The organism is Dokdonella sp. (genome assembly GCF_017744955.1).
In the GTDB taxonomy this organism is placed as follows: Bacteria; Pseudomonadota; Gammaproteobacteria; order Xanthomonadales; family Rhodanobacteraceae; genus Dokdonella_A.
Genome location: NZ_JAGIAG010000001.1, coordinates 458,679 through 483,842, shown reverse-complemented (window position 1 = coordinate 483,842; position 25,164 = coordinate 458,679). Strand labels below are relative to the sequence as shown.

The window sequence follows — 25,164 nt, the reverse complement described above, 5'->3', positions numbered from 1 at the left end:
TGACATCCAGGCGCATTGGTGCCTCGCCGGCAACACCAAGTATCGGCGCAGGCGCCTACTGGCCGCCGCCTGCGGACCATAGCCTTGCGGCCAGCCCGGCGCACGCCGCGCCGGCCCCATCCCGCCACGGAGCTTTCGCATGAGCCAGCGTCTCGACTATCAGCAGCAATCCCCCGACCTGTTCAAGAAGTTCGTCGAATTCAGCTTGCAGGTGAAGAAGTCCTCGATCGAGCCGTCGATCCTCGATCTGGTCAACATCCGCGCTTCGCAGCTCAACGGCTGCGCGTTCTGCGTGGACATGCACGTCAAGGAGGCGACCATCCGCGGCGAACGCCCGCTGCGCCTGCATCACGTCGCGATCTGGCGCGAATCGACGCTGTTCGCACCGCGCGAGCGCGCCGCCCTCGCCTGGACCGAAGCGCTCACGCAGCTGCCGCCGCAAGGCGTGCCGGACGACGTCTACGAGCGCGTGCGCACGCAGTGGTCGGAGAAGGAACTCAGCGACCTGAGCTACGCCGTGATGGCGATCAACGCGTGGAACCGCGCCAACGTCGCCTTCCGTTCGGTGCCGGGCAGCCTGGACAAGCCGTTCGGCCTGGACAAGGCCAATCTGGCCTGAGCCCGCGGCCACACACATTCGAGGAGATTGCCATGCGCACGATTGTTCCACTCGGCCTGCTGGCCCTGCTCTGTTCCGGCGCCGCGGCGGCGGCCGGTCCCGCGGCCGCCGCTCCCGCTCCGACGGTGACGATGCTGACGACGCAGGAGTTGCCGGAATTCCCGGGCAAGGAAGCGGTGATGCTGCTCGTCGACTATCCGCCGGGCGGAGCCGATCCGGTCCATCGCCACGACGCACACGCCTTCATCTACGTCCTGCAGGGATCGATCGTCATGGGTGTCGCCGGAGGCACGCCGGTGACCCTGCACGCCGGCCAGACCTTCCATGAGGGCCCGCACGACCTGCACACCATCGGACGCAACGCCAGCAAGGACGAGCCCGCGCGATTCCTGGCGGTCCTGCTCAAGGACAAGGGCAAGCCGGCGCTGATTCCGGCCGAATGAGCGGGCCGCGCGGCGCGAGCGGCGCGCGATGAACGACATCGGTGCGTGCCACAATGGGTACATGGGCCGTGCCGATGTCCGTATGGAAGATCCCGTCCACATCTTCAGCCGACTGCAGCCGCGCATGCTCGGTGCCGCCTACCGCATGCTCGGCTCGCTCGCCGAGGCCGAAGACGTGGTGCAGGACGTATGGACGCGCTGGCACGACGCCGACGTCGCGCGCATCGAGAATGCGGAAGCCTGGCTGGTCACCACCACGACGCATCGCGCCGTCGATCGCCTGCGCCAGGCGCGCGTCGAGCGCGAGAAGTATGCCGGCATCTGGCTTCCCGAGCCGGTGCTCACCGACGGCCCGGCGACGCCGGAACAGTTGCAGGAAGCCTCGAGCGATCTGTCGATCGCGTTCCTGACCGTGCTCGAGCGCCTCGCGCCCGACGCGCGCGCGGCGTTCCTGCTGCGCGAGGTGTTCGACGTCGACTACCCGGAGATCGCCGACCTGCTCGGCAAGACCGAGACCGCCTGCCGGCAGATCGTGCACCGCGCCAAGCGCCAGCTGCGCGAAGCACGGCCGCGCTATGCCGTGTCCGAGGCGGCGCATCGGCGCTTGATGCGCCGTTTCGTCGAAGCGATGTCGGGCGGCGACTTCGCCGCCTTGAAGGACCTGCTCGCCGAATCCGCCGAACTCGTCGGCGACGGCGGCGGCATCGTCACCAGTTTTCCGGAGCCGATGGTCGGCGGTCGGCGCATCGCGCAGCTCTTCTACGCAGCCACGCTCGGCTCCGGGCGCGACATGCGCGTGGAGCTGGCGTCGATCAACGGCCGCTGGGGCGTGCTGCGCTATCTGGACGGCGAGCTGGAGTCGGCACAGTCCTACGACACCGACGGCGAGAAGGTGCTGCGCATCTACGTGCAGCGCAATCCGCACAAGCTCGCGCGCATCGCCGCTCGGCAGCTCGTCTCGCTGGAATAGGGCCGGCGCATCGGGCGGCCCTCGCGGTGTGATCGTGCCCGCCGGTTCTCAGCCCGTCCGCGCCATCGCGCCGATCCGTCAGTCGACCGCTACCTCCGCCTTCCGCCGGCGAATGCCGCGATACGCGACTGCCGGCAGCGCGAACCGCAGCGCGGGCCGGCCGAACTGTTCGGTCCGGCCGTCCGGCTCGAAACCGAGTCGCTGCAGCAACGGCGGCACCGAGCGGTTGTCCGGCGTGCATAGGCCGATCAGGCGGGGCAGGCCGAGCCGTTCGAAGGCATGGGTGCACAGCGCCGCGCCGCCTTCGAGTGCGTAGCCGCGCCCCCATGCGCGCGGCAGCAGGCGCGTGCCGATCTCGATCTCACCGATCTCGGTGCTCGGCATCAGCGAGAAGATGCCGATGAACTGCCCGCGCGTGTCGGTCGCGTACCAGATGCCGAGGCCGGGCCGTTCGAGCACGGTGCGCTGCGTATGCTGGATCATGCCGACGACTTGGCGCAGCGTGTCCAGAGGCGCATCGAGAATATGGCGCGCAACGCGACTTTCCAGGCCGAGGCGCAGGAGATCGAGTGATTGTCCGTAGTGGAGATCGACCAGCTGCATGCGACGCGTCTGCAGGAACTCGGTCGGAGTGGAGGCGCTTACGGCAGATGGGGAGGCGTCGGAGGTCATGGTCATTCAATAAGCGAGGCGCGGTCTTTGCGGACCTAGGGCAATCCCGAGGTCGGGCACGCCCTAGATTGACCCTGAACCGGCGGCAAGGAAACTAGCTGCCACGTCCGCGGCGCGGGCGCGACCGCGGCGAACGACGCCGTCAATTACACATTTGCTAAGGGAGAACGCGTCATGGGTAACGTAGTCGGCGGAGCGCTCACTCAAGTCCTCAGCAGCATCGTCAAGCCGCTGCTCAGCCAGCTCACCAGCATGCTCGGCAACCTGCTCGGCGGCGCCGCTGGTGGCCTGCTGAACAACCTGCTCGGCCAGTCCGGCATGAACCAGAACGCGCAGCAGTCGTTCCTGGACAACTTCACGCAGGGCTTCGGTCAGGGCTTCAGCCAGGCGCTTCAGCACTAAGGCAAGGTTCTCACGATGAGCAACGCAGGAACCGAGGAAGAACGGCGCGTCTATCTGGCCAGCTTGGCCGAAATGCGCGCCAACGACCTGATCAGCGCCGACGACGAGACCGCGCTGGCCCGCCACTACGAGGACCAGAAGGCTTCGCTCGAAGCGGCGTTCCTCCAGTTCCTGCCGGAATACCAGCGCCGCCTACGCGAGGACGGCGAAGCCAGCGCGAACGCATGGCTGGCCGAAACCGCCCGCGAACTCGGACGGCGCGAAGGCGAGGCGGCAGGCAAGGTCGTCGGCGGACTGACGGCGACTCGCGAGGCGACTCCGGGCTGACCGGCGCTCATCGGTACCGTGTGAATCGAGACGGCCACGCTTGCGTGGCTGTTTTCGTTTCCGACCGGCCGTTTCCCGAACTCCGCGCAACCGACGATCCGGACACCGTCTCCTAGGCGGTCATCGTCCGTCGGGAGTCGCCCGTGAAACTGTTCCTCTCGCTCGTCGTCCTGCTGCTCGCCCACACCGCGCCGGCGCGAGCGGCCGTGCCGGAAGCTTTCATCGAGGCCTATGCGAAGCAGCATGGCTTCAGCGGCTCGATCCGCATTTCGCGCCCCGGCAAGCCGGACTACGCGCGCAGCTTCGGCCTGGCGAACCTCGCCTTCGAAGTTCCGAACCGCACGCAGACGAAGTACAAGATCGCCTCGATCACCAAACTGTTCACGGCGACGCTGATCCTGCAGCTGCGCGAGCAAGGCAAGCTCGACCTGGAGCGGCCGATCCGCACCTACCTGACCGACTACACCGGCCGCGGCGGCGACACGATCACCGTGCATCAGCTGCTGAACCACACTTCGGGCCTGCCGAACTTCGACCGGGTCACCGACGCCGCCGATGCGATCCGCAACGGCCTGCCGACCTATCAGAAGCCGTACACCAGCGATCAGCTGCTGGTCGATTTCTGCAGCGGCGATCCGGTGCACGCGCCCGGCACGACGTTCGACTACAACAACGGCGACTACGTCGTGCTCGGCAAGATCATCGAGCGCCTGTACGGCGCTCCTTACGAGCGCGTGCTGAAGGAGAAGATCCTCGATCCGTTGCGAATGAAGGACAGCGGCTTCCTGCACCAGAGCGACGTCGTCGCCGGGCTCGCCGATACCTATTTCTATCGCGACGACCTGAAGGCGCTGTCGCCGGACCTGCCGGCGTATCCGGAGAACTGGTACGCCGCCGGCGCGCTCTACTCGACGACCGCGGATCTGGCGAGGTTCGCGCAGGCGCTGTTCGGACGGAAGCTGCTGCGCCAGGAATCGCTCGACCGGATGTTCACGCCGGGACTCGACGACTACGGCTACGGCCTGTGGTCGTACGACACCAAGCTCGGCGGCGTTCCGCGCCGCGTCGTGAAACGACCCGGCCGGATCATGGGCGCGCAGGCGCAGCTGTTTCACGTGTTCGATCCGGACCTCACCATCGTCGTGCTGGCGAATACGGGCGCTGCCGACCTGGACGAGTTCGTCGCGCGGATCGCCGAACGCGCGGTGGAGTGAGCGCGGCGGATCTCCGCGTCTGCTCCGCGCGCCGGAATCCGCGCAAGCCCCCGCTCGACCACCCGCCCGCTCGGCGCCCGGGTCCCGGCCAGGCGTCTCCCGACGCGGGCCGTCGTCGCGGCGGTCGGCCCGCCGCACCGCGCCGATCGGCCGCCTTCATTGTTCTTCATTCGCCTTTCCGGCACTTCATCCGCCCTTGCGCTCGACTGGCGCCTCCTTTCGAACGGAGTGCGTCATGCGACCTTGGAACTGGACATGGCTGATCGGCCTGTTGCTCGCCCCCGCCCTGGCCGGCGCCGAACCCGCCGCCTACCGGGTGCCCGAAGAACTCGCCGACGGCTGGCGCAGCGCCGACGCCGGCCGGCTCGGCTGGAACACGGCTAAGCTCGGCGACATCCAGACGCGCATCGCCGCGCAGGACCTGAAGGGCATCACTAGCGTCCTCGTCGCCGACCGCGGCCGGCTCGTCTACGAGCAGTACTTCAACGGCGGCGCGCGCGACACGCCGAACGACATGCGTTCGGCGACGAAGACGCTGACCGCCGCGCTGGCCGGCGTGGCGATCGATCGCGGCCTGATTGCGAACGCATCGGCGAAGGTCTACCCGTACTTCCGCGACCTCGGCCCATTGCGCAACGCCGATCCGCGCAAGGAGGCGTTCACGCTGGAAGACCTGCTGACGATGAGTTCGCTGTGGGAATGCGACGACGACAATCCGTTCTCGAGCGGCAACGAGGAACGCATGTACGTCACCGAGAACTGGCTGCGCTTCGCGCTCGAGCTGCCGATCAAGGGATTCGCGCCGTGGATGGCCAAGCCGGCGGACAGCCCGTACGGCCGCGCGTTCTCCTACTGCACGGCCGGCAGCTTCGTCGCCGGTGCGGTGGTCGAACGGGCAGCACGCAGGTCCCTCGACGCGTTCGCGGCCGAGGTGCTGGAGAAACCGCTCGGCATCGCGACGTCGCAGTGGAACCGTTCGCCCGACGGCATCGTAATGGGCGGCGGCGGCACACGCTACCGCAGCCGCGACATCGCCAAGATCGGTGCCGTGCTCGCCGACGGGGGCCGCTGGCAGGGCAGGCCGGTGATCTCCTCCCGCTGGGTCGAGGCGATGCTGACGCCGCACGCGAAGGCGCGCGAGGACGCCGAGTACGGCTATCTGATCTGGCGCTTCCACTACGCCGTGGACGGCAAGGATCGCGCGGTCTGGGCGATGAGCGGCAACGGCGGCAACTACGTCTTCGTCCTGCCCGAGCAGGGCCTGGTCGCCGTGATCACCAGCCGCGCCTACAACCAGCGCAACGCGCACGCGCAATCGCAGGAGCTGTTCCGCGATCTCGTTCTCGCCGCTGCGCCGGCGGCGGGCGCGGCCCGCTGATCCGCGTCGAGCCGATGCGCGGCTCCGCCGGAGGCTCGAAACGGAGGTTCAGTCATGCGACTTCGGTTCGATCAGCTCCGGCGGAAGCCAGGCGGCAGCCAGCACGGTCGCGCGCTCGGAGGCTAGCGCGCGACCGATCCGGTCGACCACCTCGGCGAAGCCGGGCTCGTCCGCCAGCGGGCGGAACAGCGGCGAGGTCCGCAGCCAGGCCTGATCGCGAAAACCGCCGTCCACCGCGCGGCCGAGCGCGGCGACGGCGGCAACGCGATCGCCGGCGCCGCTGCGCAGCAGGGCGACCTCGATCCACGCGTCCGGCAGGTCGGCCGCGGATTCCGCGACCGCGGCGGCACGCTCGGCGAGTTCGTCGGGAGTCGCCGCGGGCACGCCGTGGAGACGCGCCAAGGTCGTCGGGAAACTCTGGTGCGGCCGCAGCGCGACCGCCTCGCCGAACCCCTCCGCCGCGCGCGGTCGATTCCCGCGCACGAGCGCGAGCTCGCCGGCGAGCAGGAACAGCTGCGGGTGCCGGGGACGGTCGAGCGCCTCGGCCAATGCGGCCTCGGCTTCGGCGTAGCGCCCTTGCACGAACAGGAAGCGCGGCCAGGCGACGTTGCCGAACACGTTGTCCGGATACAGGCGGAAGATCTTCGCGTAGCGCCGCTCGGCCGCCGCGTCGAAGCCGAGCAGCTCGAGGTTGCGCGCGATCTGCAGATCCAGAAAACGCAGGTTCGCGCCGGAGCGCTCGGCCGCGACATTGCTTTCCAGCGCCTCGGCGAGACGGCCGCGGATCGCGTACAGGTTCGCCGCCGAGGCGCGGCTGTCGGCGCGCGCCGACGGGTCGAGCGCGAAGGCGCGTTCGTACTCGGCGATCGCCGCGTCGATCTCGCCGCGACAGTCGTGTGCATAGGCCAGCGCGTTGTGCGCCGCGCTGTCGCCGGGCGTGCGCGCGATCACCGCCTCGGCCAGTGCCTGCGCGCGCGCCGCCGCGTCCGGCGCGCCGTTGTACAGGCACATGCGTGCGCTCAGCGCGCGGCTGAGGCCGACGCTCGCCGCGGCATCGTCGGGCGCGGCGCGCAACGCCTCCTCGTACAAGGCGATGGCGCGCTCGTTGTTGTCGGCTTGGCCGATGCCGGCGTAGTAGCGGGCGCGCTGCAGCAGCTCGTCCCGCGCATTCGCCGGCGCCGCCGGCGCGACAGGCCGATGCAGCGCCACGGCGAGTGCCGCCAGCAGCGTGGCGACGCCGAGGATGCCGATCGCGTACGCGCGCCTGCGCGGCGGCGCGGCGGCGACCGTTTCCGCTTCCAGCCGCTGCGGCGCGCTGCACAGCTGATAGCCGCGGCCGCGCACGGAGCGGACGTAGCGCGGATTGCGTCCGTCGTCGCCGAGCGCCTGGCGCAGCAGCTTGATCCGTTGCGTGACGGTCTCCTCGTTGACCACCGCCGGCGCCCATACGCGCTCGATCAGCTCGTCGAAGCCGACCACGCGGTCGCCCTGCTCGAGCAGGTAGCGCAGCAGTTGGAAGCTGAGTCCGGCCACGTCGAGTTCGGCCTGCGCCCGCGTCACGCGCTGGCGGGCGAGATCGACGCGCAGGTCGTCGAGGACGTAGATCGGCGGACGGGCGGCACTCATCGGCGCGCATCGTATGCCATGCGCGAGACGCGAGCTGCCGGTCCCGCCCTCCGATCGCGCGTCCCCGCCGGCGCACCGTGCGGCCGGCCGACGACCGGATGCCGCGCCCGTCCAACTGCTCTATACTCCGCGCGCTCCATTGGGGAGTAGCCGGCCGCGGCGATGCGTTGCGGCAAGCGCGTCAACACACTTGGCGAACACGCCATGGCGCGCAGCGATCGTTCCGGATCGCCCGGCAAGACCTTTGGTTCTCGCACGTCGGACCCGGGCCGGGGCGGCGCGCGCGGAATCATTGCGTCCACTGCCCCAGCCCGCCGGAGTTCCCATGCAAACCCTGCTCGTTTCGACCGCCGCGGTCGCGATCGCCGAGATCGGCGACAAGACGCAGCTGCTGTCCCTGATTCTCGCCGCGAAGTACCGGCGGCCGTGGCCGATCTGCATCGGCATCTTCGTCGCGACCCTGGTCAATCACGCGATCGCCGGCTCGGTCGGCGCGCTGGTCTCGGCCTGGTTGTCGCCCGACGCGTTGAAATGGATCGTCGCGCTGAGCTTCTTCGCCGTCGCCGCCTGGACCCTGATCCCGGACAAGGCCGACGAGGACGGCGCGATGCGCGGCGCCGGCCGCGGCGTGCTGATCGCGACCGTGATCGCCTTCTTCCTGGCCGAGATGGGCGACAAGACCCAGGTCGCCACGGTCGTTCTGGCGGCGCAGTACCAGCCGCTGTGGCAGGTCGTCGCCGGCACCACGATCGGCATGCTGCTGGCGAACGTGCCGGTGGTCTGGCTCGGCGCGCGCTTCGCCGAGAAGCTGCCGCTGAAGGCCGCGCGCATCGGCGCCGCGCTGCTGTTCGCCGCGCTGGGCGTGTGGATCCTGCTGCGCTAGCCGGTGATGAAAGGAGACGCGATGGCGCCTTTTTGCGCGCCCCTCACGAATCCCGAATCACCAATCCCCGCTCTACAACGCATCCGCATCGAGCTCGCCGGTGCGGATGCGGATCACCCGGTCGAGCTTCCAGGCGAAGCTCTTGCCGTCGCCGATCTTGCCGGTGTTGGCGGTATTGGCGATCGTTTCGACGACGCGCTCGAGCTGGTCGTCGCTGACCGCGACCTCGAGCTTGATCTTGGGCAGGAAGTCGACCACGTACTCGGCGCCGCGATACAGCTCCGTGTGGCCCTTCTGGCGCCCGAAGCCCTTGATCTCGGTGACGGTGATGCCTTGGACGCCCACCTCGGCGAGCGCTTCGCGCACCTCGTCGAGCTTGAAGGGCTTGATGATCGCCATGACCATGTGCATCTGTCAGTTCCCGCCATGAAATGTCGTTACGACTATAGCCGGGTCGATTCGTGTAGGAAATTTCCTACACGCAAATCCGAAACAGTCGGCTGGCGCGGCGATCCGCGCCCGCTAGACTTTCCGGTATGGGGGCAGCGCCGAAGGACCGGCGCCGCACGGAAGCTTCCGACCGGCGGCGGGCCAATCCCGCCGCCGGTCGACCCCAAGGATTCCGCGAACCGGACCTCACGGATCGAGTCCGTTCGAGCGCCAGGACGGCGCGGGCGTTGCCGTACCACGTTCTTCGCCGCGGACGCCGATGCGCCCGCGGCGGCGGCACCTCGGTGCCGGCAAGTTCCACGCCGCAGCGACCGGCACAGGCCGCGCGGTGCGTCATCCGACCATCCGAATCATGCCCAGAAGGGGTGAGCCATGATCGAGCTTCGATCCATCGACGACCTTGCGCAGCGACTCGCCGCGCTGGTTCCGCCCGGTCTCGCGCAGGCGCGCGACGACCTCACCGCGAATTTCCGCAGCGCGCTGCAGTCCGGGCTGCGCCAGCTCGATCTGGTCACGCGCGAGGAATTCGACGTGCAGCGCTGCGTGCTGCTGCGCACGCGCGAGAAGATCGAGCAGCTCGAGCAGCAGATCCTCGCGCTCGAGCGCCTGGTCGGCGCGGCGACGACGCAGCCGAAACACTAGCGCCGCCACCGCCGACACGCGTTGCCACGACACGAGCGCCGACGGTCGCGCGGCGCCGACGGGGAAGCTCGTGCCCGCGATCGCCACGATGATCTCGCCTCCGCATCCATTCGACGTTTTCCCGGGAAGCCCGCCGCCCCGCGCAGCTCACCCCCTGGCAGGGGTGGCGGGCCTTTTTCCGGAACCGGAGCCCGGCCTCCGATGAGCCTCGCCGTCGTCTACACGCGCGCGCAGGCCGGCGTCGCCGCACCGCTGGTGGCCTGCGAGGTGCACCTGTCCGGCGGTCTCCCCGGCACGTCGATCGTCGGCCTGCCGGAGGCGGCGGTGAAGGAAGCGCGCGATCGCGTGCGCGCCGCGATCCTCAACGCACAGCTCGACTACCCGCAGCGCAAGGTCACGGTGAACCTGGCACCGGCCGACCTGCCCAAGGACGGCGGCCGCTTCGACCTGCCGATCGCGCTCGGCATCCTCGCCGCCAACGGCGGCCTGCCGCGCGAAGCGCTCGCCGGCCACGAGTTCGTCGGCGAACTTGCGCTGTCGGGCGAGCTGCGCGCGGTGCAAGGCGTACTGCCGGCGGTGCTGCACGCCACGCGCGTCGGAAGGCGCGTGATCGTGCCGCGCGGCAACGGCGCCGAAGCCGCGCTGGTCGCGGAAGCCGACGTGCGCGTCGCCGACTCGCTGCTCGAGGTCTGCGCGCATCTGACCGGGCGCGCCGAACTCGGCAACGCCGTCGCGGTTGCCGCGCCCTGCGCGTTCGCCGACACGCTCGACCTCGCCGACGTGCGCGGTCAGCCGCAGGCGCGCCGCGCGCTGGAGATCGCCGCGGCCGGCGGCCACAACCTCCTGCTCAGCGGCGTGCCCGGAACCGGAAAGACCATGCTGGCGAGCCGGCTGCCCGGCATCCTGCCGCCGCTGGAAGAACACGAAGCCCTGGAGCTCGCGGCGATACGCTCGGTCGCCGGACAGGACAACGACGTCGCGACCTGGAAGCAGCGCGCCTTCCGCCACCCGCATCACACTGCCTCGGCCGTCGCGCTGGTCGGCGGCGGCTCGATCCCGCGCCCCGGCGAAATCTCGCTCGCCCATCACGGCGTGCTCTTTCTCGACGAGCTGCCCGAGTTCGACCGGCACGTGCTCGAGGTGCTGCGCGAACCGCTCGAATCCGGCCGCATCTCCATCTCGCGCGCGGCGCGCCAGGTCGAATTCCCGGCGCGCTTCCAGCTCATCGCCGCGATGAACCCGTGTCCGTGCGGCTACGCCGGCGATCCGAGCGGACGCTGCCGCTGCACGCCGGAGGCGATTGCGCGCTACCGAGCGCGCATCTCCGGCCCCCTGCTCGACCGCATCGACCTGAAGCTCGACATGCCGCGCGTGCCGCACGCGGAGCTGCGCGACGCCGCCGGCGGCGAGAGCAGCGCCGTCGTGCGCGAACGCGTCGGCGCCGCGCGCCGGCTGCAGCTCGAACGCGCCGGCAAGCCGAACGCATGGCTCAGCAATCGCGAAGTCGAGCGCGACTGCGCCTTGTCCGCGAGCGAACATGGCCTGCTCGATCGCGCGGTCGAACGCCTCGGATTGTCCGCACGCGCCTACCACCGCGTGCTGCGCGTCGCGCGCACGATCGCCGACCTCGCCGGCAGCGCCCGCATCGACGCGACGCATCTGTCCGAAGCGATCCAGCACCGCCGCTTCGGCGAGTGAGTCGCCGGCCCGTCGCCGAAAACCGACGGCATTCCCGATCGGGAATGCCGACGACGACGTTATGATCGGCGCATGACCATCATCCAGCACATCTACTGGGTTTTCGCCGCGGCATCGGCGCTGGTCCTGGTCGGCATCGCCTCGAGCGTGATCGCGCGTCGCTTCGGCGCGCCGTTGCTGCTGGTGTTCCTGGTCATCGGCATGCTCGCCGGCGCCGACGGTCCCGGCGGCATCGCCTTCGACGACTACAGCGGCGCCTACGAACTCGGCTCGCTGGCGCTGGCGATCATCCTGTTCGACGGCGGCCTGCGCACGCGCTTCGCCACCGTGCGCCGGGTACTGGCACCGACGATGCTGCTGGCCACGATCGGCGTGCTGCTGAGCGCGGTGCTGACCGGCGTCGCCGCGAGCTGGCTGCTGCAGCTGGACGCGATGACCGGCTTCCTCGTCGGCGCGGTGGTCGCGTCGACCGACGCCGCCGCCGTGCTGTTCCTGCTGCGCGCCGGCGGCCTGCAGCTGCGCGAGCGCGTCGGCGCGACGCTGGAGATCGAATCGAGCGCGAACGATCCCGCCGCGATCCTGCTGACGATGCTGCTGGTCCAGTACGTCACCACGCCGGCGGGCCTGTCGCCGCTCGCGCTGGTGCAGGAATTCGTCGTCGAGTTCGGCATCGGCGGCATCGCCGGCGTGGTCGGCGGCGGCGCGATCGCGCGCGGATTGAACCGCCTGCAGCTCGATCATGCGCTGTCGGCGCTGTTCGCGCTGGCCGCCGCGGTGCTGGTGTTCGGCATCACCGGCCAGCTGCACGGCAGCGGCTTCCTCGCCGTCTACATCGCCGGGCTGATGGTCGGCAATCGCGTCAGCGGCGGACTGACGAACCTGCTCGGCACGCTCGACGCGGCCACCTGGCTGTGCCAGATCGCGATGTTCCTCGTGCTCGGCCTGCTCGCCTCGCCGCGGCTGCTGCTGCAATCGCTGCTGCCGGCGCTCGGCGTGGCCGCGTTCCTGATGTTCGTCGGCCGGCCGCTGGCGGTGGTGGCCTGCCTGGCGCCGCTGCGACGCTACGGCAAGCGCGAGATCGCGTTCATTTCCTGGATAGGCCTGCGCGGCGCGGTCGGCATCTTCCTCGCCTCGATCCCGATGCTGGCGCAGCTGCCGCACGCACAGCTGGTCTTCAACGTCGCCTTCGTCGTCGTGCTGGTCTCGCTGCTGGTGCAGGGCTGGACGCTGGGCCTCGCCGCGCGCCTGTTCGACGTCGCGCTGCCGCATCGCGAGCGGCTGATCCGCCGCGTCGAACTGGACCTGCCCGGTTCGCTCGAACGCGAACTCGTCGGCTATCCGGTCGCGGCCGAGGCGCGCATCCTCGGCGGCGCGTCGGTGCCGGGCTGGGCACAGCTGACGATGGTCGTGCGCGGCGGCGAGATCCTGACCACGGACGAGGCCGGCACCCTGACGCCCGGCGACTACGCCTACCTGCTCGCGCCGCCCGGCCGCGTCTATCGGCTCGACTGGCTGTTCGCGCCGCCGGACGAGGCGCGCGAAGCCGAGCGCGAGCTGTTCGGCGAGTTCAGCTTCGACGCCGACGTGCGCCTCGCCGACGTCGCCGAGTTCTACGGCCTGGCCGTGCGCGCCAAGGACGCGCCGCTGACCCTGGCCGAGCACTTCGCGCAGCGTTTCGAGCATACGATCGAGATCGGCGACCGCGTGCGACTCGGCCCGGTCACCCTGGTCGCACGCGAGCTGTCCGACGACGGCGTGGCCAAGGTCGGCTTGAAACTGGAACGTCTCGGCACGGCGCTGGCGCGGCCGGCGCGGCTGTTCGACGGTGTCGCGCGCTTGTTCGGGAAGCGTTGAAAACGCGCGCGGGCAACGTCATGCATTCCGTCGTCGATCGGTTCGGCGCTGGCGGAGCTGTGGTTTTCCTCCCGTCGGAGAAGACGGACCGCGTGCGTCGTCGATGCCTTCGGGGCCATGCGAACGACGCTCACCGGCGCGGCTTCCACCATGTTGAACGAGGTACTTCGTGACGCACGATCCCGCATCCGCACAGGTCGACGCGACGACACCGCTCGGCGGCCTGCGCGCCGTCGTCGAAGGCGCGCGCGCGCTGGCCGCGCGCGGCGAAGCCGGCGTACTCGCGGTGGTCGTCGAAACCACCGGCTCGACCTACCGCAAGCCGGGCGCGTTGATCCTGCTCGATGCGCACGGCGTGCACGTCGGTGCGCTGTCCGGCGGCTGTCTCGAAGGCGAACTCGAAACCGCCGCACGCGCCGTGCTCGAGCGCGGGTTCGCCACCGACCTGCGCTTCGACACCAGCGGCGATGAGGATCGCGTGTTCGGCAGCGGCACAGGCTGCGGTGGCTCGACGCGCGTGCGGCTGCTGCCGCTGCCGGCGGCGGTATCGCCGCTGCGCGAAGCGCTGATCGAGGCGGACGAGCTCGGAGCGGCGCTCGAACTCCTGCTCGACAATGCCACGGACTTCATCGGCGGCGGCGAGGCGCGCATCCACGGCGCGGCGGCCGAGGCACGCCGGCATCGCTTCGACGCGCGCGGCACGGCGAAGAACGACGACCCTGGATCGCCGAACGAGCCGATCGCGCTCGTCGTGCGCCCGGCACCGCGCGTACTGCTGCTCGGCGCCGGCCCGGAAACACCCCCGCTGCTGCGCTTGACGCGCATGCTCGGCTGGCGCGTCGAACTGGCCGAGCATCGACAGCGCTGGGCGCGCTTCGCGGAAGGGTGCGGCATCGATCGCCTGCACGGCGGCGGGCCGGACACGCTGCCCACCCTGCTCGACGGCACGCATTTCGACGCCGCGCTGGTGATGAACCACAACTACCTGCTCGACGCGCGCGGCCTGACCCGTCTCGCCGCGACGACGATCGGCTACGTCGGCCTGCTCGGTCCCGCCGCGCGCCGCGACGACTTGCTGGCGGAGATCGGTCCCGACGCGGCCGCGCGCCTGCGGCCGCGTCTGCATGCGCCGGTCGGCCTGCCGCTCGGCGGCGAAGGCGCCGAAGCGATCGCGCTGGCGATCGTCGCGCAGTTGCAAGGCGCGCTCACGCGGCGCGACGGTGCATGAGTCGCGCCGCGCCGAGGCATGGCGCGATCCTGCTCGCCGCCGGCGCCTCGCGTCGGCTCGGGCGGGCCAAGCAGCTGATCGAGATCGACGGCGAGCCACTGCTGCGCCGCGCCGCGCGCGCATTACTGGCGACGGTGCCGCTGGACTGCGTCGTCGTGCTCGGTCACGGCGCCGAGCGCCTGCACGCCGCGCTGGATGGATTGCCGTTGCGGAGCGTCGTCGCCGCGGATCACGCGAGCGGCATGTCGACCTCGTTGCGCGCCGGCGTCGCGGCGCTGGATACGCGTTGCGACGGCGCATTGATCGCCTTGACCGATCAGCCGGCGCTGCGGTCCGACCATTTGCTCGCCCTCTGCGAAGCCTGGCGCGCACAGCCGCGGCGCGCCGCCGCGAGCGCCTACGCGGACGTGCTCGGCGTGCCGGCCTTGCTTCCGCGCGCGTGGTTCGACGATCTCATGCGATTGCGCGGCGACGTCGGCGCGCGCGAACTGCTGCGCGCACGCGACGTCGTTGCCGTTGAGGCACCGTCGCTCGCGCACGATCTCGATACGTCGATCGATCTCGATGCGATCCGGTGAGCCCGCGTAGGGAGTCTCGAAGAATCCGCTGGTGATGGAAAAATGCAGATTCGGCCCGACCGATGTTCGGCTTTGCGGCCGCACCGCACGGTGAACTCCGACTGGAGGAACAGCGCAGTCGACCTCAGTCCGGCCACACCGCATGCAGCGGATCGAACTCGACTTCCTTGCGCTCGGCGGCGCGGATGCCGAAGCCGCACACCGCGAGCGGACCTTCTTCCAACGGGTCGAGGCCGAAGGCCTCTTCGATGTCGATCTCGTTGATCGCCGCGGTGATGAACGCGGCCAGGCCGAGCTCGGTCGCGGAAAGATAGATCGTGTGCGACAGGTAGCCGACGTCGAGCGTCAGCGCTCGGTACGCCTTCGCATGATTGCGGTACTTCCAGAAGTTGCGGCGGAAGCGGCTGGCGGGAATCACCATCACGTGCGCGTCGACGAAGTAGGCCTGCGCCGCGACGAAACGCCTGGCGAGCTCCGTCGCTTCATCCGCCGACAGCGCACGGATCGGTTCCAGCGCGTGATCGACCGGGTGATAGTGATACAGACCCGGCGCGACGCCTTCGACACGCTGCACGAGCAGGTAGGCTTCGGTCGGATGCAAGCCACCGGCGGAAGGCACGCCTTTTTTCAGCAGGCGCACGCCGGGCGCCGTCTCGACGACGGCGCGCGCGCCGAAGGTGCGGAACAGCACCGACGAGAAATCGGCGAGCGCGAGTTCACGCGAACGATCGTAGTTGCGGCAGGTGACGCGCTTGAGCAGCAAGGCGTCGAAGGGTGTGGGTTCGGCAGGCGGCAATGCGGTGCGCTGCTCTGCCGGGACGCGTTCTCGAACCGGCGGCGGAGGCGGACCCAACTGCGCGAGCACGCTGCTTTGCGCATATTCCTTGAACTCCCGCTCCATCAGCTGGGTATCGATTCCTCGCCAGCGCGACGCATAGTGCATTGCTGCGGAAGCGGGACGCCAATGGGTGTCCCGCAAAATCTGCTCGCGCACGCTTTCCTTTTCGGCCTCGACGACGAGAAGCCGCTTGTGCACCAGGGACTCCAACACGTCACGCGAGTGCACCGACGCGAGTTCTTCGAAGTCGCTCCATCGTGACGGGGACAGCTGGCCGAGCAGTGCGACCTCTTCCAGCGTGAGCACGATTTCCTCGTCCACGTGAGGCGCCGACGCTGCCCACTCGACGACCGAATGCAGGCCGGTGCCGCCTTCCACGACCAGCGCGAGATCGAACGCCAGTCGTTCGCGCGGCTCGATGGTGACAATGGCGCAACGACGGACGCGCATGGCCTGACATTCTTTCTCGGACGGTCGGCTAGGCTAGCACGACCGAAAGACATCACTGCATTCGCGGAAGGGAGATCGACTTCCCCCAACACATTGGCGCGCAGATCGCGGCGCGGCTACACTTTGAGTCGCGACGCGATTTTTCGATCATTGCGAAACGTCATTCGGAGAACGACGTTTCGCTGAATCCAGGGGTTTTATCCGATGAGTGACGCCACGCTGACCGTCGAACAGTGTCGTAAGCTGATTCACGAGCTCGCAACGAACGACGAATTTCGTCGCCGATACGAAGACAAGCCCGCAGCCGCGCTGGTCGAGCTGGGCATTCCGTTTCACGTCGTCGTGAACTTGAAGGCGAGCTGCCTGATGTCCAAGCGCCTCGGAAGCAAGGAGACTTTCCTCGCCGCGAATCGGCAATTGGACGAGGACATCATTCAAGTATATGGCTCGTTCCGCGTTCCCGCCGTCCATATCGACAGCTCGGACCAATAGAACGGGCTTATTTATACCTTTATAAAAATTAATTCGACGGAAAAATCGATCTTTCAGTTCGCATGGTTTCAGGAACCCGCGAGCTGCGTCTCGATCTTTTGAATGCGCGCCGAAACCGGCTTGGACTCTCTTGCCGTCGGCCATGCCTGCGTGAACGCGCTCAATGATGCGCGCGCCTGCTTCGCGTCGCCGAGCGCGGCGGAGAATTCGGCGCTGCTCAGGAGTGCCAGATCGGACTGGGCCACGTTGAATGGGCGGGCCACCCAGTCGGCGTTGTACTCCGTGTAGGCCCGGCCGCGGCGCTTCGCCAGCCACTCCGCCTGCTTCAAGGCCGCGGCCGTGTCCCCTTTGGCCGCGTATGCATGCATCAGAGCGACGCGCGTGACGAAGAGCTCGCTGTCGTCGAGCGGCGAAGCCTGCAAGAGACGGATCGCTTCCTCGGGCTTCCCGTTCGCCCGCGCGATTTCGGCCTGCGTCGCCGCCAGCATTCGGCTCAGGACCGGATACTCGCCGCTCGCGGCTTCGGGGCCGATCTGCGCAATGGCCTGCTGCGCGAGCTTCACGTCGTCTTTCGTCGCGGCGAGATAGCCCGCGAAAAGCAGATGGAAGATCGTCTCGGTGCGGTCGAGATATTTTTCCTTTTCGAGCGCGAGCTTTTCTTCCTGGATGAACGTCCGCAGCTGCTCGACGGCATCGTCCTCGCCCATCAGCGTCCGCAAGCTCACTTCGATGCCGCGCAGTTTGCGCAGACTCCGGGCTCTTTCCGGTGCGAGTTCCGACTTGCTCTTGGCCAGGGTTTTCCAGGCTTCGTTCCAGCGTCCCTGATCGACCGCGAACGCCACGCGCGCGTTCTGCGTGGTCACGTCTTCGCCGACGACGTCCACGTTCTTGTTGCTTTTCAGAATCGAATCCAGCTTGTCGAACTGCCGTTGCGCGGCGTCGACGGCGGCCCGGGACTCCGCGAATCCGAGCTGCGACCAGTTCGTCAGGCGCCGCCGCGCCTCGTCGTACTTTTCCTGCCCCAGGTACCAGACGCCCAGCGTGGCGTCCCTCAACCCCGAGTCGGGGTTCTGCGGAGAATTCAGGTCGAGGTACGCCTGGATGGCATCGTCGAACCGGTTGGCGTACTGCCACGACATGTAGCCGAACCACCCTCGCGCAATGGCGAAGTCCGGATACAGCTTCGAGAGTGCCTTCCACTTCTCCAGAGCCGCCGCCGGAGAACCGAACTGGGCTCGTCGGGCTTCCACGAAAAGCGTATCGCGGGGCGACAGGCGATCGCGTGCCGCCATCGCCCTGTCGATTTCCTTCAGCGCCTCGGTGTTCTCGCCGACGTTGAAATGGATGCTCGCGATCGTCGTTCTGGCCAGGGCGAAGTCGGGATCCAGTTTCGTCGCCTGCCGCAGCAGTTCGAGCGCCTCCTTCATGTCCCCCGAGTTGTAGGCACGTCGGCCCAGCGAGTAGGCACGCAGGGCTTCCAGATCCTTGGTCGCCGCCTTTTCCAACGGCCGCGACTCGTTCGACACCGTCGCCAGCGCCTCACCGAGCCGCACGCGCAGCTGCTGATTGACCTTGTCCAGCGAAGGCAGCACCGACGGCTCGCCGACCCCGTCGGCGGATTCGGAGTACACCGTCGTCTGCGTGTTCGGGTCGATCACCTCGGCGGTCACGCGCACGCGGCCGCCGATCTCGGCGATGGTCGGCAGGATCAGCGCGCGCGCGCCGTCGCGGATTGCGATCTCGGAGCCGACGGCGCGATCGACCGAGGTCTTTTCCGGATCGCGCCGCATCAGCTTGATCGTCTCGCGCGTCTTCAGGTCCGACAGCACGTTGACGTAGCGCGACTGCTCGAGGCCGATGCGGAACGCGGTCTGCAGCGACTCGTCGAATTTCGATTCGCCGGTGAGGTTCTTGAGATCGCCGACGACGACCCAGTCGCGATTGGCGAACGCGATCGCCGGCGCCGGCTTGAGCAGGTACCACAGCGGTATCGCGGCGACGATCGCGAGCAGGACGAGTTCGATCGTCAGGCTCGCCGGGCGGCGCCAGAACGGCACTTCGCGGTGCGCCTTGCCGGACCACGGCGGCGCCTTGAGCGGAGCGAGGCCTTCCTCGCCGACCTCGAACACCGGGATCGGATCGGGGACGCCCTTGAATTGATAGCGGCCGTGCGTGCGCCAGCGCACCGTCGCGAGGCGTTCGCCGAGTTCGCCCTGGGCGCGATGCGCGAGCGAATAGGCGACGCCGGAAAGCAGGGTCTGGCCCGGCAGCGCGAGCTGCATCAGGCGCGAGGCGATCGGCTTGACCAGGCCTTCCACTTCGGTCGCCTTGGCACCCTTGGCGACGTCGTCGGGCGTGTTGTCCCAGGTCAGTACGTCGCCGACGTGGACGCCGACGCGCGCGACCAGCGGATTGCGCTCGTCCTCGCCGAGCCGACGCAGCTGGCGCTGGTAGTCGAGCGCGAACGCGACCGCCTGGATCGGGCGCTCGAACATGGCGAGGAAACCGTCGGTCTTGTCGATCTCGCGGCCGCCGTGCGTCTGCAGCAGATCGCGCACCGCGCGGTCGTGCTTGCGGAACAGCTCGGCGGCGCGCTGGTCGCCGAGGCGTCCGACCAGGGCGGTCGAATCGACGAGATCGCAGAGCACGAGCGTGCGCAGCAACGGCACGGTGGCCGGCTGCGCGATGGGCGGTGCGGATTGTGCGAGCGCGTTCATGGTTCGACTGCTGGTTCCCCCCGGCGTCCGGCGACGACGCGACGTGATCTTGCGCGCATGGCGTGCCAGGCGCCACCGCTCGCATCCGTGCTCATCCTTTCCGATACGTTGAAACGCGGCAAGTACCGACAGGACAGCAATTCTCGCGCCAACCGTCGCGGAAACTCAGGCCAGCTGCGGCAGCATTCCGTCGGCCAGCCCGCCCGAATGGTTCACTTCGTAGCCGTCGCCGCCGCGGCCCTTGGCTTCGTACAGGGCGGCATCGGCGTCGCTGTACCAGACCGCCCAGTCGATGCCGTCCGCGCACAGGCTGGCGCCGATGCTGACCGAAACGACCAGCCCTTCGCCGACGCCGGGAAAGCGCAGCGCGTGCACGGCGGCGATGATCTGGGTCGCGCGCGCGCGCAGCTCCTCTTCGCCGGTGATCTGCATCAGCAGCGCGAACTCGTCGCCGCCGAGGCGGCAGGGCACGTCGGTGGAGCTGGCCGCGCTCTGCACTTCCTCGGCGATCGCGCGCAGCACCTGGTCGCCGATCAGGTGGCCGCAGCGGTCGTTGATCTGCTTGAAGTGGTCGAGGTCGACCAGCAGCAGGCCGAGCACGGTTTCCGGCAGGCGCTGCTGGTGCAGGCGTTCCAGATACATGTAGAGGCCGCGCCGGTTGCACAGGCCGGTCAGTTCGTCGGTCTGCACGAGGCGTTCGGCGGTCGTCAGTTGCGTGCGCGCCTGGCGCAACGAGTCGAGCGTGACCATCAAGTCTTCGTTGCGCCGTTTGAGGCCCTGGATCAGCTGCTGTTCGCTGGCGACGAGATAGGAGAACGAGCGCCGCATGAACTGCGCGATCAGGCGCGGCTCCGTGTCGAGCAGGCTTTCGAACGCGTCGTGCTCGACGATGTGCAGGCCGGTCGGCGTCACCGCCACGGCGTTGGCGACGCGGGTGTGGCTGCCGACGAACAGCACCAGCTCGCCGAAGAATTCGCGCGGGCCGATCAGCTTGTCGGGAAGACCGTCGCCGAATTCGAGCTGGATCTGGCCGGACTCGACGACGAACATGCTGCGACCGAGTTCGCCGCGGCGGAAGATGACCTCGCCGGGCGCGACTTCGCGGTGCTGGCCGGTGCGCGCGAACAGCGCGTGTTCCTCTTCGGAGAGCTGACGTGGCTGCACGCCGGCACGCGGAGACGCGGCTGCGACGGCATCCGCGATCACGTTGGAAAGCTCTTCCTTGACGCTGGCCACCGAACCCCCACTCGCGGCTCGTCGAGTCGGCAATGTTAACCCATGTGACGACCGGCACATATCGGCGGCGCGGCCGACTCCCCGGGAAACCGGTACCGCGCCGGCAGCCTCCCGGCGGCGGCACCGTCGAATCGTCGCCGTGAAATCGTTTGCGACGCTCCGACGCGCCTGCGCGTCTGGAGCCTTGCAGCCCCGGCATCGGAACAGTTGAACCCGCAGCGAACCCCGGCTGTCGGGTCCTTCCTCTCCCTCCCCCGCTCGTTCCGATGCCGGCGGCCTGCGCTCCGCGAGCGCAGGCCCGCATCGTCAGGCGGCTTGCGACTTCCCGCCGTGGAACTGTTCCTCTTCGGTCGAACCCTTCAGCGCCGTGGTCGAGGACTGGCCCTGCTGGATCGTCTGCGTGACCGCGTCGAAATAGCCGGTGCCGACCTCGCGCTGGTGCTTGACCGCGGTGAAGCCGCGCTCGGCCGCCGCGAACTCGGCCTCCTGCAATTCGACGAACGCGCTCATCTGACGGCGCGCATAGCCGTGGGCGAGGTTGAACATCGAGTAGTTCAGCGCGTGGAAGCCGGCCAGCGTGATGAACTGGAACTTGTAGCCGTAGCCGGCGATTTCCTTCTGGAATTTCGCGATCGTCGCGTCGTCGAGGTTCTTCTTCCAGTTGAACGACGGCGAGCAGTTGTAGGCGAGCAGCTTGCCCGGGAATTCCTTGTGGATCGCTTCGGCGAAGGCCTTGGCGAACTTCAGGTCCGGTTTGCCGGTTTCGCACCAGACCAGGTCTGCGTACGGCGCATAGGCGAGGCCACGGCTGATCGCCTGGTCGAGGCCGTTCTTCGTCTTGTAGAAACCTTCGACCGTGCGCTCGCCGGTAGTGAACGGCCGGTCGTTCGCGTCGATGTCGCTGGTCAGCAGGTCGGCGGCTTCGGCGTCGGTGCGCGCGACCAGCAGGGTCGGCACGCCGAGCACGTCGGCGGCGAGGCGCGCGGCGTTGAGCTTCTCGACCGCCTCGCGCGTCGGCACCAGCACCTTGCCGCCCATGTGGCCGCACTTCTTCACGCTGGCGAGCTGGTCCTCGAAGTGCACGCCGGCGGCGCCGGCTTCGATCATCGCCTTCATCAGCTCGAACGCATTGAGCACGCCGCCGAAGCCGGCTTCCGCGTCGGCGACGATCGGCTGCAGGAAGTCGACGCTGTCGTCGCCCTCCGCGTGATGAAGCTGATCCGCGCGCAGCAGCGCGTTGTTGATGCGCCGGACCACCGCCGGCACCGAATCGGCCGGATACAGCGACTGGTCCGGATACATCTGCCCGGCGAGGTTCGCGTCGGCCGCGACCTGCCAGCCGGAGAGGTAGATCGCCTTCAGGCCGGCCTTGACCTGCTGCATCGCCTGGTTGCCGGTCAGCGCGCCGAGCGCGTTGACGAAGTCGTCGGTGTGCAGCGACTTCCACAGCTTCTCCGCGCCCAGGCGCGCCAGCGAATGCTCGACGTGCACCGTGCCGCGCAGGCGTACGACGTCCTCGGCCGTGTAGTTGCGGCGGATGCCGGCCCAGCGCGGGTTGTTGGTCCAGTCGAGCTTGATCTGTTCGGCCGTGGGAAGCGTGTTCTTCATGGCGGGATCTCGTCGTGGTGGGGAGAGAACGTGGATGGGAAGGAGGAGCGGCAGTCGCCGCCGCTTACGGCAGCCGCTCGTACGCCGCCAGCGTCAGGAAATCGGCCAGCGCGTCGGCGCGCGTCAGCTCGTCGAGCAGGTCGGCCGCCTCGTCGACGCGGTTCTGGCCCGGCATCGATGTCGCGCCGAGGCGCCGGCGCGCTTCGGCCAGATCGGCGGCGAAGGCGTCGAGGTCGATCGCGCTGCCGTCGTCGAACGTCACGCCCGGCTGATGCAGCCATTGCCACAGCTGCGCCCGCGAGATCTCGGCGGTCGCCGCGTCTTCCATCAGGTGATGGATCGGCACGCAGCCCTGGCCGTCGATCCACGCGGCGAGATAGCGCAGGCAGATCTCGATATTCGCCGCGAAGCCGGCGCGGGTGATCGTGCCGGCGCTCGGTTCGAGCAGGGTCTGGCGATCGGCGACGACGTCGGCGCGCGCGACGCCGAGCTGGTTCGGCGTCGGCATGTGCGCGTCGAACACCTCGCGCGCGACCGCGACCAGCGCGGGATGCGCGACCCAGGTACCGTCGTGGCCGGCCTCGACCTCGCGCAGCTTGTCGGCGCGCACCTTGGCCAGCGCGGCCTCGTTCGCGGCGGCGTCGTGGTTGATCGGAATCTGCGCCGCCATGCCGCCCATCGCGAACGCGCCGCGGCGGTGGCAGGTCTTGATCAGCAGTTCGGAGTAGTGCTTCAGGAACGGCACCGTCATCGCGACCTGGCCGCGCTCGGGCAGCACGCGTTCGCGCTTCGCGCGCAGCGTCTTGATGTAGGAAAAGATGTAGTCCCAGCGGCCGCAGTTGAGGCCGGTGATGCGCGCGCGCAGCGCGTGCAGGATCTCGTCCATCTCGAACACGGCCGGCAGCGTCTCGATCAGCACGGTGGCCTTGATCGCGCCGCGCGGCAGGCCGAGCGCATCCTCGGCGTGCTCCATCACCGCGTTCCACAGCGCCGCCTCGCGATGGCTTTCCATCTTCGGCAGATAGAAGTACGGGCCGCGGTCGACCGCGTGCAGCGCCTTCGCGTTGTGGAACGCGAACAGGCCGAAGTCGAACAGCGAACCGGACATCGCTTCGCCGTCGACGCGCACGTGCCGTTCCGGAAGATGCCAGCCGCGCGGACGCACCATCAGCACGGCCGGATCCGGCTTGACCGCGTAGTGCTTGCCCTCGGGCGAGGTGAACTCGATGCGGCCGGCGACGGCGTCGCGCAGGTTGCGCTGGCCGTCGAGCAGATTGTCGAAACTCGGCGCGGTCGAATCCTCGAAGTCGGCCATGAACACCTTCGCGCCGGAGTTCAGCGCGTTGATGATCATCTTGCGGTCGACCGGCCCGGTGATCTCCACGCGGCGGTCCTGCAGCGCGGCGGGAATCGGCGCGACGATCCAGTCGCTGTCGCGGATCGCCTGGGTCTCGGGCAGGAAGTCCGGCAGCTCGCCGGCATCGAAGCGGGCCTGGCGCGTCTTGCGCGCGGCGAGCAGCTCGCGCCGCGTCACCTCGAAGCGCCGGTGCAGATCGGCGAGAAAGGCCAGTGCATCGGTGCCGAGCACCTCGGACTGCGCCGCGCTGAGGGGGGGCGTGACTTCCGGCGATGCCGAGCGCATCACCTGCTGCGGAATTGCCATCGGACGGCCCTGCTTTGATGCTCTGCAACAAGCCTAGGCCGAAGGATCATCTTTTGACAAAACATATGTTTCAATGAAAAGCATTAGCATTGTCAATGTATCTATAAGCGTCTGGTCGCCATGGCGAATTCCGAGCAAACCCCGCGCCGCGGAGCACGGCGCGCGTCGACGAAGAACCGCGGCACGGCGGCTTCGGCCGAGACCGCGGCACCGACCACGCGCTTCTATTACAAAGGCAGCCGCGTCAAGCAGTTGCGGGCGTTCTGCATGATCGCCAAGCTCGGCACGCTGTCGCGCGCGGCGGAGGCACTGTTCCTGTCGCAGCCATCGGTCAGCTTGCAGTTGCGCGCGTTGGAGGAAGAGCTCGGCGCGCGCCTGATCGAGCGCCGCCGCCGGCGCGTCGTGCTGACGCGCGAAGGCCAGGCGCTGTACGAGCTGGCGCAGCCGCTGATCGAAGGCCTCGACGCGCTCGACGACGCGTTCCGCGCGCGCACCCGCGGCCTCGGCCACGACAGCCTCGACATCGCCTGCGGCAACTCGACCATCCAGTACCTGCTGCCGGACATGGTCGCCACGTTTCGTGCGCGCCATCCGGACATCCCGCTGAACCTGCACAACGTGACCGGCACCGACGGCCTCGCCCTGCTGCGCTCGGACCAGGTCGACTTCGCCGTCGGCTCGATGCTCGACGTGCCGAACGACCTGTCCTACGAACCGCTGTACCACTTCGATCCGATGCTGATCACGCCGCTCGACCACCCGCTGGCGCGCAGGCCCGAGATCACGCTGGAGGACGTCTCGCCGTACGGCCTGATCCTGCCGCCCAAGCGGCTGACCACCTATCGGCTGGTCGACCTGATCTTCCAGAAGCGCAAGGTGCCGTATCACGTCGCCATCGAGGTCGGCGGCTGGGAAGTCATCAAGCAGTACGTCGCGATGGGCCTCGGCGTCTCGATCGTCACCGGCATCTGCATCGGCGAGGACGATCGCGAGCGACTGGCCGTGCGCAACATGAGCGCGTACTTCCCGCAGCGCAGCTACGGCGTCGTCGTGCGCAAGGGCAAGTACCTCAGCGCCGAGGCGCGCGCGTTCATCGACCTGGTGCGGCCGGATCTGTTCGCGCGGCGCGACTACTGGGAAGCCGGCCACTCCGAACGCTGAGCGCGTCCGCGAATG

General features: G+C 68.7%; 23 protein-coding genes. 15 read left to right on the top strand and 8 right to left on the bottom strand.

What is annotated here, in order from left to right:
- Positions 1 to 139 precede the first annotated feature (139 nt).
- The 3 genes from J7520_RS01985 to J7520_RS01975 all read left to right on the top strand — a co-directional run bounded on the left by J7520_RS01985 (position 140) and on the right by J7520_RS01975 (position 2,032).
- Positions 140 to 619: a carboxymuconolactone decarboxylase family protein gene (locus J7520_RS01985; protein WP_291183238.1), complete on the top strand. Its 480-nt coding sequence runs from the start codon at positions 140 to 142 to the stop codon at positions 617 to 619.
- Positions 620 to 651: 32 nt separating this feature from the next.
- Positions 652 to 1,062 carry a cupin domain-containing protein gene (locus J7520_RS01980; RefSeq protein ID WP_291183236.1) on the top strand — a complete coding sequence of 137 codons (411 nt, stop codon included), beginning with the start codon at positions 652 to 654 and terminating at the stop codon, positions 1,060 to 1,062.
- Positions 1,063 to 1,144: 82 nt separating this feature from the next.
- Positions 1,145 to 2,032, top strand: coding sequence for an RNA polymerase sigma-70 factor (locus J7520_RS01975; RefSeq protein WP_291183235.1), 888 nt, complete (start codon positions 1,145 to 1,147; stop codon positions 2,030 to 2,032).
- A 78-nt stretch (positions 2,033 to 2,110) separates the two neighbouring features.
- Here J7520_RS01975 and J7520_RS01970 read toward each other — a convergent pair whose 3' ends face one another.
- Positions 2,111 to 2,704, bottom strand: coding sequence for a GNAT family N-acetyltransferase (locus J7520_RS01970; protein ID WP_291183233.1), 594 nt, complete (start codon positions 2,702 to 2,704; stop codon positions 2,111 to 2,113).
- 174 nt (positions 2,705 to 2,878) lie between these two features.
- Between J7520_RS01970 and J7520_RS01965 the strand changes: the two genes are divergently transcribed.
- The 4 genes from J7520_RS01965 to J7520_RS01950 all read left to right on the top strand — a co-directional run bounded on the left by J7520_RS01965 (position 2,879) and on the right by J7520_RS01950 (position 6,025).
- On the top strand, positions 2,879 to 3,106 hold the full coding sequence (locus J7520_RS01965) for a hypothetical protein (protein ID WP_291183232.1): 228 nt from the start codon (positions 2,879 to 2,881) through the stop codon (positions 3,104 to 3,106).
- Positions 3,107 to 3,121: 15 nt separating this feature from the next.
- Positions 3,122 to 3,433, top strand: a complete 312-nt coding sequence (locus J7520_RS01960; protein ID WP_291183230.1) for a hypothetical protein — start codon at positions 3,122 to 3,124, stop codon at positions 3,431 to 3,433.
- Positions 3,434 to 3,576: 143 nt separating this feature from the next.
- Complete coding sequence (locus J7520_RS01955; RefSeq protein ID WP_291183228.1) at positions 3,577 to 4,647, top strand: serine hydrolase domain-containing protein; 1,071 nt, start codon at positions 3,577 to 3,579, stop codon at positions 4,645 to 4,647.
- A gap of 235 nt (positions 4,648 to 4,882) precedes the next feature.
- Positions 4,883 to 6,025: a serine hydrolase gene (locus J7520_RS01950; RefSeq protein ID WP_291183226.1), complete on the top strand. Its 1,143-nt coding sequence runs from the start codon at positions 4,883 to 4,885 to the stop codon at positions 6,023 to 6,025.
- 48 nt (positions 6,026 to 6,073) lie between these two features.
- On the opposite strand, the gene J7520_RS01945 is transcribed toward J7520_RS01950, so the two are convergent.
- The gene (locus J7520_RS01945) at positions 6,074 to 7,651 is read right to left on the bottom strand and encodes a winged helix-turn-helix domain-containing protein (protein ID WP_291183224.1); all 1,578 of its coding nucleotides are present in this window, start codon (positions 7,649 to 7,651) and stop codon (positions 6,074 to 6,076) included.
- A gap of 325 nt (positions 7,652 to 7,976) precedes the next feature.
- On the opposite strand from J7520_RS01945, the gene J7520_RS01940 reads away from it, so the two are divergent.
- On the top strand, positions 7,977 to 8,534 hold the full coding sequence (locus tag J7520_RS01940) for a TMEM165/GDT1 family protein (RefSeq protein WP_291183222.1): 558 nt from the start codon (positions 7,977 to 7,979) through the stop codon (positions 8,532 to 8,534).
- Between the two features lie 72 nt (positions 8,535 to 8,606).
- Here J7520_RS01940 and J7520_RS01935 read toward each other — a convergent pair whose 3' ends face one another.
- Positions 8,607 to 8,945, bottom strand: a complete 339-nt coding sequence (locus tag J7520_RS01935) for a P-II family nitrogen regulator (RefSeq protein WP_291183221.1) — start codon at positions 8,943 to 8,945, stop codon at positions 8,607 to 8,609.
- A gap of 411 nt (positions 8,946 to 9,356) precedes the next feature.
- Between J7520_RS01935 and J7520_RS01930 the strand changes: the two genes are divergently transcribed.
- The 5 genes from J7520_RS01930 to J7520_RS01910 all read left to right on the top strand — a co-directional run bounded on the left by J7520_RS01930 (position 9,357) and on the right by J7520_RS01910 (position 14,984).
- Entirely contained in the window at positions 9,357 to 9,626 is a 270-nt protein-coding gene (locus J7520_RS01930) for an accessory factor UbiK family protein (RefSeq protein ID WP_291183219.1), read from the top strand.
- A gap of 201 nt (positions 9,627 to 9,827) precedes the next feature.
- Positions 9,828 to 11,324: a YifB family Mg chelatase-like AAA ATPase gene (locus tag J7520_RS01925; RefSeq protein WP_291183216.1), complete on the top strand. Its 1,497-nt coding sequence runs from the start codon at positions 9,828 to 9,830 to the stop codon at positions 11,322 to 11,324.
- Positions 11,325 to 11,396: 72 nt separating this feature from the next.
- Positions 11,397 to 13,178 (top strand): potassium/proton antiporter, encoded by a 1,782-nt coding sequence (locus J7520_RS01920; RefSeq protein ID WP_291183214.1) that lies wholly within the window; start codon positions 11,397 to 11,399, stop codon positions 13,176 to 13,178.
- Between the two features lie 169 nt (positions 13,179 to 13,347).
- Positions 13,348 to 14,406 carry an XdhC/CoxI family protein gene (locus tag J7520_RS01915; RefSeq protein WP_291183212.1) on the top strand — a complete coding sequence of 353 codons (1,059 nt, stop codon included), beginning with the start codon at positions 13,348 to 13,350 and terminating at the stop codon, positions 14,404 to 14,406.
- Positions 14,403 to 14,984 carry a nucleotidyltransferase family protein gene (locus J7520_RS01910; RefSeq protein ID WP_291183210.1) on the top strand — a complete coding sequence of 194 codons (582 nt, stop codon included), beginning with the start codon at positions 14,403 to 14,405 and terminating at the stop codon, positions 14,982 to 14,984. The genes J7520_RS01915 and J7520_RS01910 overlap by 4 nt, the downstream gene beginning before the upstream one ends.
- A gap of 124 nt (positions 14,985 to 15,108) precedes the next feature.
- Here the strand turns inward: J7520_RS01910 and J7520_RS01905 are convergent, their stop codons facing one another.
- Positions 15,109 to 16,272: a putative peptide maturation dehydrogenase gene (locus tag J7520_RS01905; protein ID WP_291183208.1), complete on the bottom strand. Its 1,164-nt coding sequence runs from the start codon at positions 16,270 to 16,272 to the stop codon at positions 15,109 to 15,111.
- Positions 16,273 to 16,476: 204 nt separating this feature from the next.
- Between J7520_RS01905 and J7520_RS01900 the strand changes: the two genes are divergently transcribed.
- Complete coding sequence (locus J7520_RS01900; RefSeq protein ID WP_291183206.1) at positions 16,477 to 16,764, top strand: NHLP-related RiPP peptide; 288 nt, start codon at positions 16,477 to 16,479, stop codon at positions 16,762 to 16,764.
- A 68-nt stretch (positions 16,765 to 16,832) separates the two neighbouring features.
- Here the strand turns inward: J7520_RS01900 and J7520_RS01895 are convergent, their stop codons facing one another.
- The 4 genes from J7520_RS01895 to aceB all read right to left on the bottom strand — a co-directional run bounded on the left by J7520_RS01895 (position 16,833) and on the right by aceB (position 23,988).
- Positions 16,833 to 19,481, bottom strand: coding sequence for a putative peptide modification system cyclase (locus J7520_RS01895; RefSeq protein ID WP_291183204.1), 2,649 nt, complete (start codon positions 19,479 to 19,481; stop codon positions 16,833 to 16,835).
- Between the two features lie 165 nt (positions 19,482 to 19,646).
- The gene (locus J7520_RS01890) at positions 19,647 to 20,717 is read right to left on the bottom strand and encodes a GGDEF domain-containing protein (protein WP_291183202.1); all 1,071 of its coding nucleotides are present in this window, start codon (positions 20,715 to 20,717) and stop codon (positions 19,647 to 19,649) included.
- A 306-nt stretch (positions 20,718 to 21,023) separates the two neighbouring features.
- The gene (gene aceA, locus J7520_RS01885) at positions 21,024 to 22,325 is read right to left on the bottom strand and encodes an isocitrate lyase (RefSeq protein ID WP_291183199.1); all 1,302 of its coding nucleotides are present in this window, start codon (positions 22,323 to 22,325) and stop codon (positions 21,024 to 21,026) included.
- Positions 22,326 to 22,389: 64 nt separating this feature from the next.
- Positions 22,390 to 23,988 (bottom strand): malate synthase A, encoded by a 1,599-nt coding sequence (gene aceB / locus J7520_RS01880; RefSeq protein ID WP_291183197.1) that lies wholly within the window; start codon positions 23,986 to 23,988, stop codon positions 22,390 to 22,392.
- Positions 23,989 to 24,108: 120 nt separating this feature from the next.
- On the opposite strand from aceB, the gene J7520_RS01875 reads away from it, so the two are divergent.
- Positions 24,109 to 25,149 carry a LysR family transcriptional regulator gene (locus tag J7520_RS01875; protein WP_291183195.1) on the top strand — a complete coding sequence of 347 codons (1,041 nt, stop codon included), beginning with the start codon at positions 24,109 to 24,111 and terminating at the stop codon, positions 25,147 to 25,149.
- The last annotated feature ends 15 nt before the right edge of the window (positions 25,150 to 25,164 follow it).

What these genes read in the sequence shown, in the direction of transcription:
- J7520_RS01985 (WP_291183238.1), top strand. Translation starts at nt 140, where the DNA reads ATGAGCCAGCGTCTCGACTATCAGCAGCAATCCCCCGACCTGTTCAAG.
- J7520_RS01980 (WP_291183236.1), top strand. Translation starts at nt 652, where the DNA reads ATGCGCACGATTGTTCCACTCGGCCTGCTGGCCCTGCTCTGTTCCGGC.
- J7520_RS01975 (WP_291183235.1), top strand. Translation starts at nt 1,145, where the DNA reads ATGGAAGATCCCGTCCACATCTTCAGCCGACTGCAGCCGCGCATGCTC.
- J7520_RS01970 (WP_291183233.1), bottom strand. Translation starts at nt 2,704, where the DNA reads ATGACCTCCGACGCCTCCCCATCTGCCGTAAGCGCCTCCACTCCGACC.
- J7520_RS01965 (WP_291183232.1), top strand. Translation starts at nt 2,879, where the DNA reads ATGGGTAACGTAGTCGGCGGAGCGCTCACTCAAGTCCTCAGCAGCATC.
- J7520_RS01960 (WP_291183230.1), top strand. Translation starts at nt 3,122, where the DNA reads ATGAGCAACGCAGGAACCGAGGAAGAACGGCGCGTCTATCTGGCCAGC.
- J7520_RS01950 (WP_291183226.1), top strand. Translation starts at nt 4,883, where the DNA reads ATGCGACCTTGGAACTGGACATGGCTGATCGGCCTGTTGCTCGCCCCC.
- J7520_RS01945 (WP_291183224.1), bottom strand. Translation starts at nt 7,651, where the DNA reads ATGAGTGCCGCCCGTCCGCCGATCTACGTCCTCGACGACCTGCGCGTC.
- J7520_RS01940 (WP_291183222.1), top strand. Translation starts at nt 7,977, where the DNA reads ATGCAAACCCTGCTCGTTTCGACCGCCGCGGTCGCGATCGCCGAGATC.
- J7520_RS01935 (WP_291183221.1), bottom strand. Translation starts at nt 8,945, where the DNA reads ATGCACATGGTCATGGCGATCATCAAGCCCTTCAAGCTCGACGAGGTG.
- J7520_RS01930 (WP_291183219.1), top strand. Translation starts at nt 9,357, where the DNA reads ATGATCGAGCTTCGATCCATCGACGACCTTGCGCAGCGACTCGCCGCG.
- J7520_RS01925 (WP_291183216.1), top strand. Translation starts at nt 9,828, where the DNA reads ATGAGCCTCGCCGTCGTCTACACGCGCGCGCAGGCCGGCGTCGCCGCA.
- J7520_RS01920 (WP_291183214.1), top strand. Translation starts at nt 11,397, where the DNA reads ATGACCATCATCCAGCACATCTACTGGGTTTTCGCCGCGGCATCGGCG.
- J7520_RS01910 (WP_291183210.1), top strand. Translation starts at nt 14,403, where the DNA reads ATGAGTCGCGCCGCGCCGAGGCATGGCGCGATCCTGCTCGCCGCCGGC.
- J7520_RS01905 (WP_291183208.1), bottom strand. Translation starts at nt 16,272, where the DNA reads ATGCGCGTCCGTCGTTGCGCCATTGTCACCATCGAGCCGCGCGAACGA.
- J7520_RS01900 (WP_291183206.1), top strand. Translation starts at nt 16,477, where the DNA reads ATGAGTGACGCCACGCTGACCGTCGAACAGTGTCGTAAGCTGATTCAC.
- J7520_RS01895 (WP_291183204.1), bottom strand. Translation starts at nt 19,481, where the DNA reads ATGAACGCGCTCGCACAATCCGCACCGCCCATCGCGCAGCCGGCCACC.
- aceA (WP_291183199.1), bottom strand. Translation starts at nt 22,325, where the DNA reads ATGAAGAACACGCTTCCCACGGCCGAACAGATCAAGCTCGACTGGACC.
- aceB (WP_291183197.1), bottom strand. Translation starts at nt 23,988, where the DNA reads ATGGCAATTCCGCAGCAGGTGATGCGCTCGGCATCGCCGGAAGTCACG.
- J7520_RS01875 (WP_291183195.1), top strand. Translation starts at nt 24,109, where the DNA reads ATGGCGAATTCCGAGCAAACCCCGCGCCGCGGAGCACGGCGCGCGTCG.